At 70.4% G+C, this 13,059-nt stretch carries 16 protein-coding genes; 9 read left to right on the top strand and 7 right to left on the bottom strand.

All coding sequences use genetic code 11. The features are described 5' to 3' along the window. Positions 1–49 precede the first annotated feature (49 nt). From J2Y70_RS12060 to ubiM, 3 genes are all read left to right on the top strand, one after another. Positions 50–634, top strand: coding sequence for a DUF4019 domain-containing protein (locus J2Y70_RS12060; protein WP_309917635.1), 585 nt, complete (start codon positions 50–52; stop codon positions 632–634). Between the two features lie 49 nt (positions 635–683). Beyond that, entirely contained in the window at positions 684–1,073 is a 390-nt protein-coding gene (locus J2Y70_RS12055; protein WP_309917632.1) for an MAPEG family protein, read from the top strand. A gap of 160 nt (positions 1,074–1,233) precedes the next feature. After that, complete coding sequence (gene ubiM / locus J2Y70_RS12050; protein ID WP_309917629.1) at positions 1,234–2,421, top strand: 5-demethoxyubiquinol-8 5-hydroxylase UbiM; 1,188 nt, start codon at positions 1,234–1,236, stop codon at positions 2,419–2,421. Positions 2,422–2,806: 385 nt separating this feature from the next. On the opposite strand, the gene J2Y70_RS12045 is transcribed toward ubiM, so the two are convergent. The 4 genes from J2Y70_RS12045 to J2Y70_RS12030 form a co-directional block, all read right to left on the bottom strand. Beyond that, complete coding sequence (locus J2Y70_RS12045) at positions 2,807–3,139, bottom strand: hypothetical protein (protein ID WP_309917626.1); 333 nt, start codon at positions 3,137–3,139, stop codon at positions 2,807–2,809. A 58-nt stretch (positions 3,140–3,197) separates the two neighbouring features. Continuing rightward, a complete protein-coding gene (locus tag J2Y70_RS12040; protein ID WP_263395098.1) occupies positions 3,198–3,419 on the bottom strand; it encodes an RNA-binding S4 domain-containing protein in 222 nt (73 codons plus the stop codon). A 123-nt stretch (positions 3,420–3,542) separates the two neighbouring features. Further along, entirely contained in the window at positions 3,543–4,202 is a 660-nt protein-coding gene (locus J2Y70_RS12035; RefSeq protein ID WP_309917624.1) for a serine/threonine protein kinase, read from the bottom strand. Between the two features lie 22 nt (positions 4,203–4,224). Beyond that, on the bottom strand, positions 4,225–4,731 hold the full coding sequence (locus J2Y70_RS12030) for a sigma-70 family RNA polymerase sigma factor (RefSeq protein ID WP_309917621.1): 507 nt from the start codon (positions 4,729–4,731) through the stop codon (positions 4,225–4,227). Between the two features lie 159 nt (positions 4,732–4,890). Here J2Y70_RS12030 and J2Y70_RS12025 point away from each other — a divergent pair, with 159 nt between their 5' ends. From J2Y70_RS12025 to J2Y70_RS12015, 3 genes are all read left to right on the top strand, one after another. Next, the gene (locus tag J2Y70_RS12025) at positions 4,891–6,903 is read left to right on the top strand and encodes a DEAD/DEAH box helicase (RefSeq protein ID WP_309917618.1); all 2,013 of its coding nucleotides are present in this window, start codon (positions 4,891–4,893) and stop codon (positions 6,901–6,903) included. 134 nt (positions 6,904–7,037) lie between these two features. Further along, entirely contained in the window at positions 7,038–7,757 is a 720-nt protein-coding gene (locus J2Y70_RS12020) for a pseudouridine synthase (protein WP_263395094.1), read from the top strand. An 81-nt stretch (positions 7,758–7,838) separates the two neighbouring features. Next, the gene (locus J2Y70_RS12015; RefSeq protein ID WP_263395093.1) at positions 7,839–8,906 is read left to right on the top strand and encodes a diguanylate cyclase; all 1,068 of its coding nucleotides are present in this window, start codon (positions 7,839–7,841) and stop codon (positions 8,904–8,906) included. A 19-nt stretch (positions 8,907–8,925) separates the two neighbouring features. On the opposite strand, the gene J2Y70_RS12010 is transcribed toward J2Y70_RS12015, so the two are convergent. The 3 genes from J2Y70_RS12010 to J2Y70_RS12000 form a co-directional block, all read right to left on the bottom strand. Then, a complete protein-coding gene (locus J2Y70_RS12010; protein WP_309917613.1) occupies positions 8,926–9,873 on the bottom strand; it encodes a DMT family transporter in 948 nt (315 codons plus the stop codon). Between the two features lie 128 nt (positions 9,874–10,001). After that, a complete protein-coding gene (locus tag J2Y70_RS12005; RefSeq protein ID WP_309917611.1) occupies positions 10,002–10,862 on the bottom strand; it encodes a DUF72 domain-containing protein in 861 nt (286 codons plus the stop codon). Between the two features lie 254 nt (positions 10,863–11,116). Beyond that, positions 11,117–11,518: a YciI family protein gene (locus J2Y70_RS12000; RefSeq protein ID WP_309917608.1), complete on the bottom strand. Its 402-nt coding sequence runs from the start codon at positions 11,516–11,518 to the stop codon at positions 11,117–11,119. Between the two features lie 183 nt (positions 11,519–11,701). On the opposite strand from J2Y70_RS12000, the gene J2Y70_RS11995 reads away from it, so the two are divergent. From J2Y70_RS11995 to J2Y70_RS11985, 3 genes are read left to right on the top strand one after another with little or no spacing between them, the layout of a single operon-like run. After that, on the top strand, positions 11,702–12,163 hold the full coding sequence (locus J2Y70_RS11995; RefSeq protein ID WP_309917750.1) for a YciI family protein: 462 nt from the start codon (positions 11,702–11,704) through the stop codon (positions 12,161–12,163). Next, positions 12,160–12,582 carry a VOC family protein gene (locus J2Y70_RS11990; protein ID WP_309917605.1) on the top strand — a complete coding sequence of 141 codons (423 nt, stop codon included), beginning with the start codon at positions 12,160–12,162 and terminating at the stop codon, positions 12,580–12,582. The genes J2Y70_RS11995 and J2Y70_RS11990 overlap by 4 nt, the downstream gene beginning before the upstream one ends. Positions 12,583–12,619: 37 nt before the next feature. Further along, positions 12,620–13,027 (top strand): VOC family protein, encoded by a 408-nt coding sequence (locus J2Y70_RS11985; RefSeq protein ID WP_309917602.1) that lies wholly within the window; start codon positions 12,620–12,622, stop codon positions 13,025–13,027. Positions 13,028–13,059: the final 32 nt, after the last annotated feature.

Here is a 13,059-nt window from a genome sequence, read left to right as displayed (position 1 = left end):
AGACTGCGGCCCCCGCCGCTGCCACGCGGCCTGAGCGATGCCCACCCCGATGCCCTTGTCGACCCGCCTGCTGGCGCCGCTGCTGTATGCGGCGGCATTCGCCGTAGCCGCGCAACCCGCTGCCCAGTCCGCTGCCCCGCAGCCTGCCGCTGCCCAGCCCGCCGCCGCCGCGCAGTCCGCCGTTTCGCCGCCTGCGGCCGCCCAACCTGCCGCGCCCAAGCCGGCCGCGTCCAAGCCTGCTGCGCCCGCCGCGCCGGGGCCGCTGTCCAAGCAGGACGCACAGATGGCGCAGGCCGGGCTGCGCGCGGCGCAACTGGTCGATGCCGGACGCAGCGGCGAGCTGTGGGATGGCGCATCGGCGGTGGCGAAGAAGGTGGTCGCGCGCGAGGCTTTCGTGCGTCAGGTCGATGCGGACCGCGCACGGCTCGGCGCGCTGCTCGGCCGCGGCGTGGCCAGCGTGGCGCGGGTGCGCTACGCGGCGGGCTCGCAGGTGCCGCCCGGGGTCTACGTCAACATCAGCTTCCCTAGCCGCTTCGCCAACGCGCCGCAGCCGGTGCGTGAACTGGTCTCGCTGCGCCTGGACGACGACAAGACCTGGCGCCTGGTCGGCTACCACGTCGGTCCGCCGAACTGAATCGGCCGCGTCCGCCGTTCCGCTGCTTCCGCAACTGCCCGAGGTCTTCATGAGTATCGAAATCCGCATGCTGGCCTGGGCGATCCTGCTCGGGATCGTGCAGCTGTTGCTGGCCGCCGCGTTTGTCACCGCGCAGCGCGGCATGAAGTGGAATGCCAGCGCGCGCGACGCGCCGCAAGCGCCGCCGGCCGGCGTGGCCGGGCGCCTGGACCGCGCGCTGCGCAACTTCCTGGAAACCTTTCCGTTCTTCGCCGCCGCGGCGGTGGCGGTGGTGGCGATGGACAGGGGCAGTGCGCACACCGCACTGGCGGCGCAGCTGTATTTCTGGGCGCGGCTGGTCTACGTGCCACTGTATGCGGCGGGCGTGCCGTATGTGCGCAGCCTGGTGTGGGCGGTGTCGCTGTGGGCGATCCTGCAACTGGTGTGGGCGCTGCTGTGAGGCCGCGCGTGCGGCGCCGCGCGCGGCCATGCGCCGCGGCCGCACCGCAGCGGATGCGCGAGGCACTGCGCTGCGACCGTTTGCCGCAGCGCTGATCCAGATCAATGCCGCGCCGCGCGGCGGGTTTATGCTGGCCGCGTCCGATACGGGAAGCGCAGCAATGCATGTGGATATCGCCATCGTCGGTGCCGGCCCGGCCGGCCTGTGTTTCGCCCGCTCGCTGGCCGGCAGCGGGCTGTCGCTGGCGCTGATCGAGCCGCAGCCGCGCGCGGCCCTGGCCGAGGCCGCCTTCGATGGCCGCGAGATCGCGCTGACCCACGCCTCGCGCACGCTGCTGGAACAACTGGACCTGTGGTCGCGGATCGATCCCGATGCGATCTCGCCGCTGCGCGATGCGCGGGTGATGAACGGTTCCTCGCCGTTCGCGCTGACCTTCGCCGCGAGCCAGCGCGACCGCGGCGACCTGGGCTGGCTGGTGCCCAACCACCTGATCCGCCGCGCCGCATTCGACGCGGTGCAGGCGCAGCCGGGCCTGACGCTGCTCGACGGGGTCTCGGTACAGGCGCTGCATTGCGACGACACGCAGTCCACGCTGCGCCTGTCCGATGGCTGGACGCTGCGCGCGCGTCTGGTGGTCGCGGCCGACAGCCGTTTCTCCAGCACCCGACGCATGCGCGGCATCGGCGCGCAGATGCGCGATTTCGGCCGCAGCATGCTGGTGTGCCGGGTCAGCCACGAGCGCCCGCACCAGCACACCGCCTGGGAGTGGTTCGGCTACGGCCAGACCCTGGCGCTGCTGCCGCTGCGCGGCAACCAGGCCTCGGCGGTGCTGACCCTGGCGCCGGAGCGCGCGCAGGCGCTGATGCAGATGGACGAAGCGGCGTTGGGCGCGGAGATCAGCGCACGCTTCGAGCACCGGCTCGGCGCGATGACGCCGCTGGTGCGGCCGCAGGTCTATCCGCTGGTCGCGGTGTACGCGCAGCGTTTCGTCGGCAAGCGTTATGCGTTGATCGGCGATGCCGCGGTCGGCATGCATCCGGTGACTGCGCACGGCTTCAACTTCGGCCTGCAGAGCCAGGCGCGGCTGGCGCGCGCGCTGCATGCGGCGGTGGCGCAGGGCCGCGACATCGCCGCACCGGCCTTGCTGGCCGGCTACGAGCGCGGCCACCGCCTGGCCACGCGGCCGCTGTACGAGGCGACCAACGCGATCGCCGCGCTGTACACCGACGACCGCCTGCCGGCGCGCGCGCTGCGCAACGCGGCATTGCGCGTGGCCGACCGGGTGGCGCCGTTCAAGCGCGCGATCGCTGCGCACCTGACCCAGCGCGGTGCGGTGGGCGCGCGTTGAAGGTGGGGCGCGCGCAGGACTCAGGAGAAGGTAAAAGGTAGTTCGTCGCGCGGCGAGTGACAGCGACAGCAGCGCCGCCGGGTTGGCACCGCCATGTGCGCTCTTTCCCGTCCGCCTGCACACGCCACTGTAGGGGCGGCTTCAGCCGCGACAGGCTTTCTCGGGAAGGCCTGTCGCGGCTGAAGCCGCTCCTACAAAAAGCCAACGGCGCCCAGATGCGGGAATCACCCCATCATTTGGCGCACCGATGCCAGCGGTCTGTGGATTGGCGAAGCAGTGTGGGAGCGACTTCAGTCGCGACGGGCTCTACCGGGAAGGCCCGTCGCGACTGAAGTCGCTCCCACAAGATGCGATTGCCCGGATGGAGGCGAGAAACCCGCTAGCGCTATGGCGCGCGAACGAGGCTGCGTTCCTCAGCCTCGGCGATTATCCGGGCGAGGGCCGCCTGCACGTCGCCCGAGCGCTGCGCGGCCTCGATCGGCGCGATGGCCCAGTCGCAGCCGGCGCGGCGCAGGTGCAGGCGCCAGTCGCCGCGCCAGCCGTCCAGGTCGTCCAGGCCCAGGGCGATGGCGCCGCCGCCTTCGGCATGCCCGCCGCGGATCGATTGCGACAGCCAGAACGGCCGCGCCGCCTCGGGGTCGATCGACAGGCCGTACACGTCGTGCAGCGGGTCGTCCGCCGACGGCGCGATGTTGCGCGCGCCGATGTCGATCAGCATGCCGCGGCCGCCCTGTGCGGCGGCCGGGAACGCGCCGTGCAGGCCGCGCCGCCTGCGTTCATGCCTTGCCGATCACCCGGATCTGCACGTCGTCCAGCGCGACCACCTGGCCCGCGTGGATCTTGCAGGCCTTGCGCAGCTCGACTTCGCCGTCCACGCGGACCTGGCCTTCGCTGATGACGGTCTTGGCCGCGCCGCCGCTGTCGCACACGCCGGTCAGTTTCAACAGGTGCTTGAGTTCGACGTAGTCGCTTTCTAACTGGAGATCGATGGTCTGCATTGAGGGACGCTGTTCGGAAATCGGCGCTCATTGTCGGTCATTCGCGGGAGAAACGCTCGGACTTCGCGCCGCGGCGGGCGTTGCGGACGCTCTGCGTGCGCCGCAAGCCAGCGGCTGCGGCACTCACTCGCGCTGAAAACGCTCGGCTTCGTCGAGCAGCAGGCTGGCCTTGCGCAGGCTCGATCCTCCCAGGCTGTCGTCGACGATCCGTTTCAGCCGTGGACGGCCCGGATGCCGCGACCAGCGATAGAACCCCACGCTGAGCGCGATGCCCGCCACGCCCACGCCGAGCCCGATCCACACCACCGCCGCCGCCCTCGCCAGCAGGTCGATGCCGGCCAGCGCGCCAAGCACCATCAGCACCGGCACCCACAGCAGCCACCACGACAGCCCGCAGACCAGGCCACTGCCGACGTACCAGCGGCGGGTGTGCGCGATCCGGCGCTGGATCTCCAGCACCGGCGCGCCGTAGTCGATGCGCAACAGCCGGCCCAGCACGATGCCGGCCATGGCCACGGTGAGCACGCCGTAGGCATGCACCGCCACACCGGCGGCGATCAGGTGCGCCGGCAGCGCGCCGCCCCGGCTCCACAGCAGGCCGGCCAGGGCGATGCAGCACAGCCCGAACGGCAGCTGCAGGAGTTGGCCCCACAGCAAGGGGCGCAGGCTGCCGCGCACGCGCTGCAGGTTGTGCTGCAGCAGCAACTGCACCTGTAGGCGGTCGTGGCGCTGCAGGCGCAGGTCCAGCGCCTGCCAGGCTTGTTTCAGTTCGTCGGGATGCATGGGGCGGTCCTGTGTGGGTGAGTCAGAGTTCGTCGCGGAGGCGCTGCTTGAGGCGGCCGATCCTGGTGGAGACGTTGCTTTCGCCGATGCCCAGGATCTCGGCGATCTCGCGCTGCGGGCGGTCGTCCAGGTACAGCAGCGCCAGCGCCCGCTCCAGCGGCGGCAGCTGCGCGATGAAGCGGTACAGCGCCTGCACCTGGCGTTCGCGCTCCGGATCAGCGGCGTGCGGGTCGGCGATGTCCAGGTCCTGCAGCGGCAGCGCCTGGCGGTGCGCGCGGCTGCGCCCGCGCAGGTCGCCGATCGCCACGTTCAGCGCGATCCGGTACAGCCAGGTGGGGAACGGCCGCTGACGGTCGTAGCGCGGGAAGGCCCGCCAGGCCTGCGTGGCGATCTCCTGGATCAGGTCGGCGCGGTCGTCCGGGTGCCGGCAATAGCTGCCGGCCACCTTCGCCGCAATGCCGCGGTGCGCCTGGAACAGCGTGGCGAAGTCGGCCGGGGGCGGTGCGGCGGGGGCGGGAGCGTCGGGCATGGGGCGGGTCGCGAAGGGGTCTGGAAGGTGGTTCGCGGCAGGGCGGGATTTCTCACGCCTGAACGGCTCCGTTCACCCGGTTTCGACATGCGGCCCGCCAAGGCGCACAATGTGCTTCTTTGCGCCTGCCGGTTCTCTGCGGCGCCTCCGGAGTCTCCCATGTCCCAAGATACCCCCGCGCCGCTGCTGTTCGCAGATCTCGGCCTCTCGCCTGCTGTGATGAAGGCCGTCACCGACGTCGGCTACGAGTCGCCGTCGCCGATCCAGGCCGCCACCATCCCCGCGCTGCTGACCGGCCGCGACCTGCTCGGCCAAGCCCAGACCGGCACTGGCAAGACCGCCGCGTTCGCGCTGCCGATCCTGTCGCGGCTGGACTTCAACCAGCGCAAGCCGCAGGCGCTGGTGCTGGCGCCGACCCGCGAACTGGCGATCCAGGTCGCCGAGGCGTTCCACCGCTACGCCGGCGCGATCCCCGGCTTCCAGGTACTGCCGGTATACGGCGGCCAGCCCTACGTGCAGCAGCTGTCGGCGCTCAAGCGCGGCGTGCACGTGGTGGTGGGCACCCCGGGCCGGGTCATCGACCATCTCGAGCGCGGCACCCTGGACCTGTCCGAGCTGCGCACGCTGGTGCTCGACGAAGCCGACGAGATGCTGCGCATGGGCTTCATCGACGATGTCGAGGCGGTGCTGAAGAAGCTGCCGGCCTCGCGTCAGGTGGCGCTGTTCTCGGCGACCATGCCGACCGCGATCAAGCGTATCGCGCAGACCTATCTGAACGATCCGGCCGAAGTCATCATCGCTTCCAAGACCACCACGTCGGCGAACATCCGCCAGCGTTACTGGGCGGTCAGCGGCCTGCACAAGCTCGACGCGCTGACCCGGATCCTGGAAGTGGAGCCGTTCGACGCGATGATCGTGTTCGCGCGCACCAAGGCCGCCACCGACGAGCTGGCGCAGAAGCTGCAGGCGCGCGGCCTGGCCGCCGCGGCGATCAATGGCGACATCCAGCAGTCGCAGCGCGAGCGGGTGATCCAGCAGCTCAAGGACGGCAAGCTCGACATCCTGGTCGCCACCGACGTGGCCGCGCGCGGCCTGGACGTGGAGCGGATCAGCCACGTGCTGAACTACGACATCCCGTACGACACCGAAAGCTACGTGCACCGCATCGGCCGCACCGGCCGCGCCGGCCGCAGCGGCGAGGCGATCCTGTTCGTCAGCCCGCGCGAGAAGGGCATGCTGCGCGCGATCGAGCGCGCCACCCGGCAGCCGATCGAGGAGATGCAGCTGCCGAGCGTGGACGCGGTCAATGATCAGCGCGTGACCCGCTTCATGGAGAAGATCAGCGAGACCATCGCCAGCGGCGGCATCGACACCTATCGCGATCTGCTGCAGCGTTTCGAGACCGAGAAGAACGTGCCGATGGTCGAAGTGGCCGCGGCGCTGGCGCGCCTGCTGCAGGGCGACACGCCGCTGCTGCTGGCACCGGAGCGCGCGCGTCCGCCGCAGGCCGAGCGCTTCGAGCGGCCCGGTGCCGAGCGCCGCGCGCGCGCCGACCGCGGCGAGCGCACGGAACGTCCCAAGTTCGAGCCGAAGTTCGACCGTGAGGCGCGCCCGCCGCGCCGCGACGAAGGCGAGCGCGCACCGCCGCGTGCGCCGCGTCCCGCGCCGGCCGGGCACGGCCCCGACTACGACTACCAGCGCGACGTCGGCAGCTTCGAGGCGCCGCGCCGCGACAAGGCGCCCAAGGCGCCGCGCGGCGAGCCGGAAGTGGGCATGGAGACCTACCGCATCGAGGTCGGCCACCAGCACGGGGTCAAGCCGGCCAACATCGTCGGCGCGATCGCCAACGAGGCCGGCCTGGAGAGCAAGTACATCGGCCGCATCGACATCCACGACGACTACTCGGTGCTGGACCTGCCGGCGGACATGCCGCGCGAGCTGCTGACCCACCTGAAGAAGGTCTGGGTGTCCGGCCAGCAACTGCAGATGCGCAAGCTCGACGGCGACGATGCCGGCGGCGCCGGCGCGCCGTTCAAGCCGAAGTTCGCGCGTGCCGCCGGCAAGCCCGGCGGCCGCCCGAACGCGGCCGGCCCGCGCCCGGCCGGCGCCGCCACCCGCATCGCCGACCGCGCCGGCGAGCGCCCGCCGCGCAAGGGTCCGCCGAAGCGCTGAGGGGCCGGGATTGGGGACTCGGGAGTGGGGATTCGTCCCCGCTTCCGCTTTTCTGTCCCAACCCTCGCTACTGCCTCGGATCGCAGTAGCCCGCTTTTGCGAATCCCCAATCCCGAATCCCGAATCCCCGCTCAATGTCCATCCGCCTCAACAAGCACATCGCCGAGACCGGCTACTGTTCGCGCCGCGAGGCTGACCGGCTGATCGCCGCACGACGCGTCACCGTCAACGGCATGCCCGGCGGGGTCGGGTCGGTGGTGGGCGAGGGTGACGACGTGCAGGTCGACGGCCAGCCGCTGCGCGCGCGCGCCAAGCAAAAATCCGGCCGCCGCCACGTCTACATCGCGTTGAACAAGCCGGTCGGGGTGACCTGCACCACCGAGAGCGAGGTCAAGGGCAACATCGTCGACTTCGTCGGCCACGAGCAGCGCATCTTCCCGATCGGGCGCCTGGACAAGGAGTCCGAGGGCCTGATCCTGATGACCAGCAACGGCGACATCGTCAACGAGATCCTGCGCGCCGAGAACCGCCACCAGAAGGAATACCTGGTGGCGGTGAACAAGCCGGTCACCGACGAGTTCCTGCGCGGCATGGCGCGCGGGGTGCGCGTGCACAACGAGACCACGCTGCCGTGCCGCACCGCGCGGATCGCCAAGTTCGGTTTCCGCATCGTCCTCGAGCAGGGCCTGAACCGGCAGATCCGGTTGATGGCTGCCGCGTTCGATTACCGCGTCACCCAACTGCGCCGCGTGCGCATCGACAACATCAAGCTCGGCGCGCTGAAGCCGGGGCAGTGGCGCAACCTCACCGAGCAGGAACTGCGCGGCCTGCTGCCGCAGCGCCAGGACTGGTAAGCCGGGCCGCGCGCCTTCACTGGCATCGGCGGCGATTTTGGCGATACTCGCCACGCAATCCGCCGCCGGCCGCCCGCTCCCGTGATCAAGCCACCCAAGCCCGACAACGAAGCCGACCGCCTGCGCGCGCTGCACGCGTTGCGGATCCTGGATACCGAACCGGAAGCGTCCTACGACGACCTGGTCGGCATCGCCGCCAGCCTGTGCGATACGCCGTCGGCCCTGATCTCGCTGGTCGACGCCGAGCGCCAGTGGCTGAAATCGCAGCGCAACGTCACCCTGCTGAGTGCGACGCGCGACGACTCGTTCTGCGGCCACACCATCCTGACCCCGCAGCAGGTGATGGTGGTCAACGACGCGGCGGTGGACCCGCGTTTCGCCTTCAATCGATTGGTCACCGAGGTCGGGGTGCGCTTCTACGCGGGCTCGCCCCTGGTCAACAGCGACGGGCTGGCGGTGGGCGCGCTGTGCGTACTCGACCGGCGCCCGCGCACACTTGAGCCGGAGCAGGTGGTGGCGCTGCAGGCGCTGTCGCGGCAGGTGATGCAGCTGATCGAACTGCGCCGCACCAGCCATGCGCTGGCCCTGCAGCTGCGCGAGCGCGACTGGTACGAGCAGCAACTGGCGCAATACCAGTCCACGCTGGAATCGCTCAACGCCGACCTGCTCGAACAGTCCCGCACCGACCCGTTGACCGGGCTGCTCAACCGGCGCGCGTTCGCCACCGCGCTGATGGTCAACGCGGAGGCGGCGCGGCTCAGCGCCAGCCCGCTCAGCGTGGCCCTGCTGGACCTGGACTACTTCAAGAACATCAACGACCTGCATGGCCACGACAAGGGCGATGCGGTGCTGCTGGCGTTGGCGGACATGCTGCGTGCGCGGGCGCCGGCGGGCAGCCTGGTGGCGCGCTACGGCGGCGAGGAGTTCGCGGTGCTGATGCCGGGCCTGGACGCCGCCGCGGCCATGCACGAATGCGAGACGCTGCGCCAGGAGACCAGCCTGCTGCAACTCGGGGTGCCGTTGACCGCCAGTTTCGGCGTGGCCGTCTACCAGCCGGAGGAGAGCGCCGAGCAGTTGCTCAAGCGCGCCGACCTGGCGCTGTACCAGGCCAAGCGCGCCGGCCGCGATTGCGTGTCGCTGGCGGAGTGAACCGCGCCGGCGGGCGCGCTCACTCCAGCGCGTTCTTCGCTTCCGACGTCGCCAGCAGTTCCGGATGCCGCAGCGGCTTGTCGCGGGTCAGCAGCGGATGCAGGAACACTGCGCCCAGGATCACCGCCACGCCCAGGTAGAACAGCGCGGTGAGTTGCTTCTGCTCGTCCAGCAGCACGATCGCGAACACGATCGCGTAGACCGGTTCCAGGTTGGTCACCAGCTGCACCGCGTAGGCGCTGAGGCGGCGCAGCGCGACCAGCGCCAGCGCGAACGGCAGCAGCGTGCACAGCAGCGCCAGCGCCAGCAGCAGCGCGGTGTCGTGCAGGCTGGGCAGCACCAGCAGCGGCCCGCTCAGCGCCGGCAGCACGAACGGCAGCAGCGGCGCCAGCAGGGTCAGGGTCAGGGTGCCGGCGCCCAGTTCCAGCGCGGTCACGGTCAGCGGGTCGGCATGGTCGACCAGGCGCTTGTTGAGCGAGCCGAACGCGGCGACGAACAGCGCCGACACCGCGCCGATCGCCACGCCGGCGCGCATCCCGTCGGGGACGCCGCCGACCACCAGCGCCACGCCCGGCAACACGGCCAGGCCGAACACCAGTTCGCTGGGACGGAACGGACGCTTGGCCACCCACGGCTCGATCACCGCGGTGAACACCGGCGCCAGCGCGATGCAGGTCGCCGCCACCGAGGCGTTGGCCAGCTTGATCGCGCCGTAGAAGGTCAGCCAGTGCAGGCCGACCAGCGCGCCCACTGCGGCGTAGCCGAGCAGCAGTTTCGGGGTCAGCGCGGCCAGTCCGCGCCACACCCGCGGCAGCAGCGCCAGCGCCGCCACCACCATCAGCATCCGCCACCACACCAGCGGCAGCGCCGGCAGCGTGATCAGTTTGCCGAGGATCGCGGTGATGCCCCACAGCAGCACGCAGAAATGGATTTGCAGTTGGGCTTTGGTGGTGGGGTGCAGGGGCATGCGGGTATTGTCGCGCGTTGGGGGCGGGATGGGGACTCGGGACTCGGGACTCGAAAATCAAAAAACGCCTTTGCAGGCGCTTTTTTGATTTTCGAACTGGATCGCGCCAAGCGCTGACAGAGCCGCTGTTACGAGTCCCGGGTCCCGGGTCCCGAGTCCCGATCAACACCTAGCTCAGCCAACAACCCCATCGCCGCGGCCGGGTTGCGCTCCTTGGCGGCGCTGATGAAATACACGAAGACCTCGCGCGGTTTCGCCGGGGCGGTGGGCGCGCCGGCATGCGGCAGCGTGTCCGGGTCCTCGCCGCGGCGCCAGGCCTGCACCTGCGCCGCCCAGGCACGCAGTTCCTTGGGCGGGTAGCCGTGGGCTAGGTTGGCGCGGCTGCGCATCAGTCGTGCGTAGACGAAGTCGGTGCCCAGATCGGCGAAGGACGGGTAGTCGGGCGAATCGGTGAACACCGTGGCCACGCCGTGGGTGCGGGCCAGGTCCAGCAGGCGCGGGCCGACGCTGGCCGGGTCGCGCACTTCCAGTACATGCCGCAGCCGGCGGCCGCCGCCCTGTTGCGGCAGCAGGTCCAGGAACACGGCGAGGTCGTCGAGGTCGAGCGTGCGCCCATGCTCGAACTGCCACACCAGCGGGCCGAGCTTTTCGCCGAGGGTGACGATGCCGCCGATGAAGTCCTCGACCTGCGCGCCGGCACTGGCCAAGCGGCGCATGCCGGTGATGCGCTTGGGCGCCTTGGCCGAGAACAGGAAGCCCGGGGGCGTCTCGTCGCGCCAGCGCGCGTAGGTGTCCGGCTTCTGCGTGCCGTAGTAGGTGCCGTTGATCTCGATGCTGTTGACGTGGCGGCTGGCGTATTCCAGCTCGCGGCGCTGCACCAGCCCCTGCGGATAGAACATGCCGCCGCGCCACGGCGCATAGGTCCAGCCGCCGATGCCGACGCGGATGCCGTCGGGTGCGGCCGGGGCGGAGTCGAAGAGATCGTTCATGCGGGAGCACCGGCAGCGGGCAGGCTGCGATTGTGCCGCAGCACCCTGTCGTCGCGATGTGCGCTGTCGCCGATTTCACCGCGCCACGGCGCGGTGCGATGCACTGTGATGTGGTGTGATGCGCTGCGAGCGTAGCGTCCATACGCTGCTGCGCGGCAGCATGCAGCCGCTGACCGCGGCGACGTCGGCATCGCGTGAAGCGATGCCAGCGGCATGCGCGCATCGGCCGCATACCAGCGGCCCGACCCTGGCGTCTAGCCAGTCACCGCCGAGCCCGCCAACGCGGCGCCGACGCGGGCACGCTCGGCGTCCATGTCGGCCAGCGGCCGCACCTCGATGCTGCCGAAACGCGACCACGGGAAATGCGCGGCGACGCGCATCGCCTCGTCGTGGTCGCGGGCATTGATCAGGTTGAAGCCGGCGAGCAGTTCGCGGGTCTCGGCGAACGGGCCGTCGGTGATGCGCGCCTGGCCCTGGCGCGTGCGCAGGGTGCGGGCGTTGGCCACCGGCTGCAGTTGTTGCGCCAGCACCAGCGTGCCGTCGGCCTGCAGCGCATCGGCGTGCTGCAGGCAGCCGTGCATCAGCCGGTCGTATTCCTCGCTGGGCAGGGACTGCAGCAGCGATTCGTCGATGTAGATCAGCAGCAGGAATTGCATAGGGTTGACCGGACGGGACGGGGGAAGGCGCCCATGATCGCGCAGCGCGGCGCGGAGGCGTGTTGCGGTGCCGCATCCGTCGCCGCAGCAAGAATATTTTTTGTGGGCATGTCGATCTGCGCGCTGCCGGGACGTCGTACCCATGAACGGCCCGGCCACGGGGCCGCACCCAGGAGCGAACCCATGAAAGTGATGGTGCTGGTCAAGGCGACGGCCGATTCGGAGGCCGGGCGGTTGCCCAGCGCGGAGGAGTTCCGCGCGATGGGCGCCTACAACGAGCAACTGGTCGAGGCCGGGATCATGCTCGCCGGCGAAGGCCTGCATCCGAGTGCGCGCGGCCGCCGCGTGCGCTTCGCGCCGGGGCAACGGCAGGTGATCGAGGGGCCCTTCGCCGAGACGCGTGAGCTGCTGGCCGGGTTCTGGCTGTGGCAGGTGCGCTCGCTGGACGAGGCCACCGAATGGCTCAAGCGCGCGCCGTTCGAGGCGGGCACGGAGGTCGAACTGCGCCAGGTCATGGACATGGAGGATTTCGGCGCCGGCTTCACGCCCGAACTGCAGCAACAGGAACACCGCCTGCGCGAGCGCATCGGCAATGCCGATTCAGTCGCGTCATCCCGCATCCACACCGAGGAGAACACCCGATGAAACTGATTCCTTTCCTGAGCTTCGATGGCGCCACCCACGAGGCGATGGCGTTCTATGCGCAGGCGCTGGGCGGCAGCATCGTGTCGGAGGCGACCTACCGCAACCTGCCGCCCAGCGAGAACATGGACGGCTGCGGCGAAATGCCGCCGGAGACGCTCGACCAGGTCGCGCACAGCCAGCTCGAGGCCGGCGGCGCGGTGCTGATGGCCGCCGACGGCCCGTCGCCGCCGGGCGCAGGCAGCACCACCATCAACGTCGAGGTCGACTCGGTGGAGGACGCCGAGCGGATATTCGCCGCGCTCAGCGCCGGCGGCGAGGTCAGGATCCCGATCGGCGAGACGTTCTGGGCGCACCGCTGGGGCATGCTGGTCGACCGCTACGGCAAGCCGTGGATGGTCAACTGCATGAAACAGCCGTGACCGTACCTTCCCTTTTTTCGATCCAGGAAAACCGACCATGTCCGATTCGCCGCAGATGATCTTCGTCAACCTGCCGGTCCGCGACCTGGAGGCCTCCAAGGCCTTCTTCGCGGCGCTGGGCTACAGCTTCAATCCGACCTTCACCGACGCCAACGCCGCGTGCATGGTGGTCAGCGACAGCATCTTCGTGATGCTGCTGACCGAGGCGTTCTTCGCCGGCTTCACCAGCAAGCCGATCAGCGATGCGCGCGCGGGCACCGAGGTCATCACCGCCTTGTCGGCGCCCAGCCGCGAGGCGGTCGATGCGGTGCTGGAGAAGGCGCTGGCCGCCGGTGCGCGCGAGCCGCAGGCGGCGCGCGACTACGGTTTCATGTACCAGCGCGGTTTCGAAGACCTCGACGGCCACCTGTGGGAGTTCGCGCACATGAGCGGCGAGCCGGGCTAGGGCGGCGCCGCGGCCGTGCGGCTTGTGCCGCG

It is taken from the genome of Xanthomonas sp. 1678 (genome assembly GCF_031455575.1).
Classification (GTDB): Bacteria; Pseudomonadota; Gammaproteobacteria; order Xanthomonadales; family Xanthomonadaceae; genus Xanthomonas_A.
This window is presented reverse-complemented; position numbering and strand designations above follow the sequence as displayed.

What these genes read in the sequence shown, in the direction of transcription:
- J2Y70_RS11985 (WP_309917602.1), top strand. Translation starts at nt 12,620, where the DNA reads ATGTCCGATTCGCCGCAGATGATCTTCGTCAACCTGCCGGTCCGCGAC.
- J2Y70_RS11990 (WP_309917605.1), top strand. Translation starts at nt 12,160, where the DNA reads ATGAAACTGATTCCTTTCCTGAGCTTCGATGGCGCCACCCACGAGGCG.
- J2Y70_RS12000 (WP_309917608.1), bottom strand. Translation starts at nt 11,518, where the DNA reads ATGCAATTCCTGCTGCTGATCTACATCGACGAATCGCTGCTGCAGTCC.
- J2Y70_RS12035 (WP_309917624.1), bottom strand. Translation starts at nt 4,202, where the DNA reads ATGCATCCCGACGAACTGAAACAAGCCTGGCAGGCGCTGGACCTGCGC.
- J2Y70_RS12025 (WP_309917618.1), top strand. Translation starts at nt 4,891, where the DNA reads ATGTCCCAAGATACCCCCGCGCCGCTGCTGTTCGCAGATCTCGGCCTC.
- J2Y70_RS12055 (WP_309917632.1), top strand. Translation starts at nt 684, where the DNA reads ATGAGTATCGAAATCCGCATGCTGGCCTGGGCGATCCTGCTCGGGATC.
- J2Y70_RS12040 (WP_263395098.1), bottom strand. Translation starts at nt 3,419, where the DNA reads ATGCAGACCATCGATCTCCAGTTAGAAAGCGACTACGTCGAACTCAAG.
- J2Y70_RS12030 (WP_309917621.1), bottom strand. Translation starts at nt 4,731, where the DNA reads ATGCCCGACGCTCCCGCCCCCGCCGCACCGCCCCCGGCCGACTTCGCC.
- J2Y70_RS12005 (WP_309917611.1), bottom strand. Translation starts at nt 10,862, where the DNA reads ATGAACGATCTCTTCGACTCCGCCCCGGCCGCACCCGACGGCATCCGC.
- ubiM (WP_309917629.1), top strand. Translation starts at nt 1,234, where the DNA reads ATGCATGTGGATATCGCCATCGTCGGTGCCGGCCCGGCCGGCCTGTGT.
- J2Y70_RS12060 (WP_309917635.1), top strand. Translation starts at nt 50, where the DNA reads ATGCCCTTGTCGACCCGCCTGCTGGCGCCGCTGCTGTATGCGGCGGCA.
- J2Y70_RS12020 (WP_263395094.1), top strand. Translation starts at nt 7,038, where the DNA reads ATGTCCATCCGCCTCAACAAGCACATCGCCGAGACCGGCTACTGTTCG.
- J2Y70_RS12010 (WP_309917613.1), bottom strand. Translation starts at nt 9,873, where the DNA reads ATGCCCCTGCACCCCACCACCAAAGCCCAACTGCAAATCCATTTCTGC.
- J2Y70_RS11995 (WP_309917750.1), top strand. Translation starts at nt 11,702, where the DNA reads ATGAAAGTGATGGTGCTGGTCAAGGCGACGGCCGATTCGGAGGCCGGG.
- J2Y70_RS12045 (WP_309917626.1), bottom strand. Translation starts at nt 3,139, where the DNA reads ATGCTGATCGACATCGGCGCGCGCAACATCGCGCCGTCGGCGGACGAC.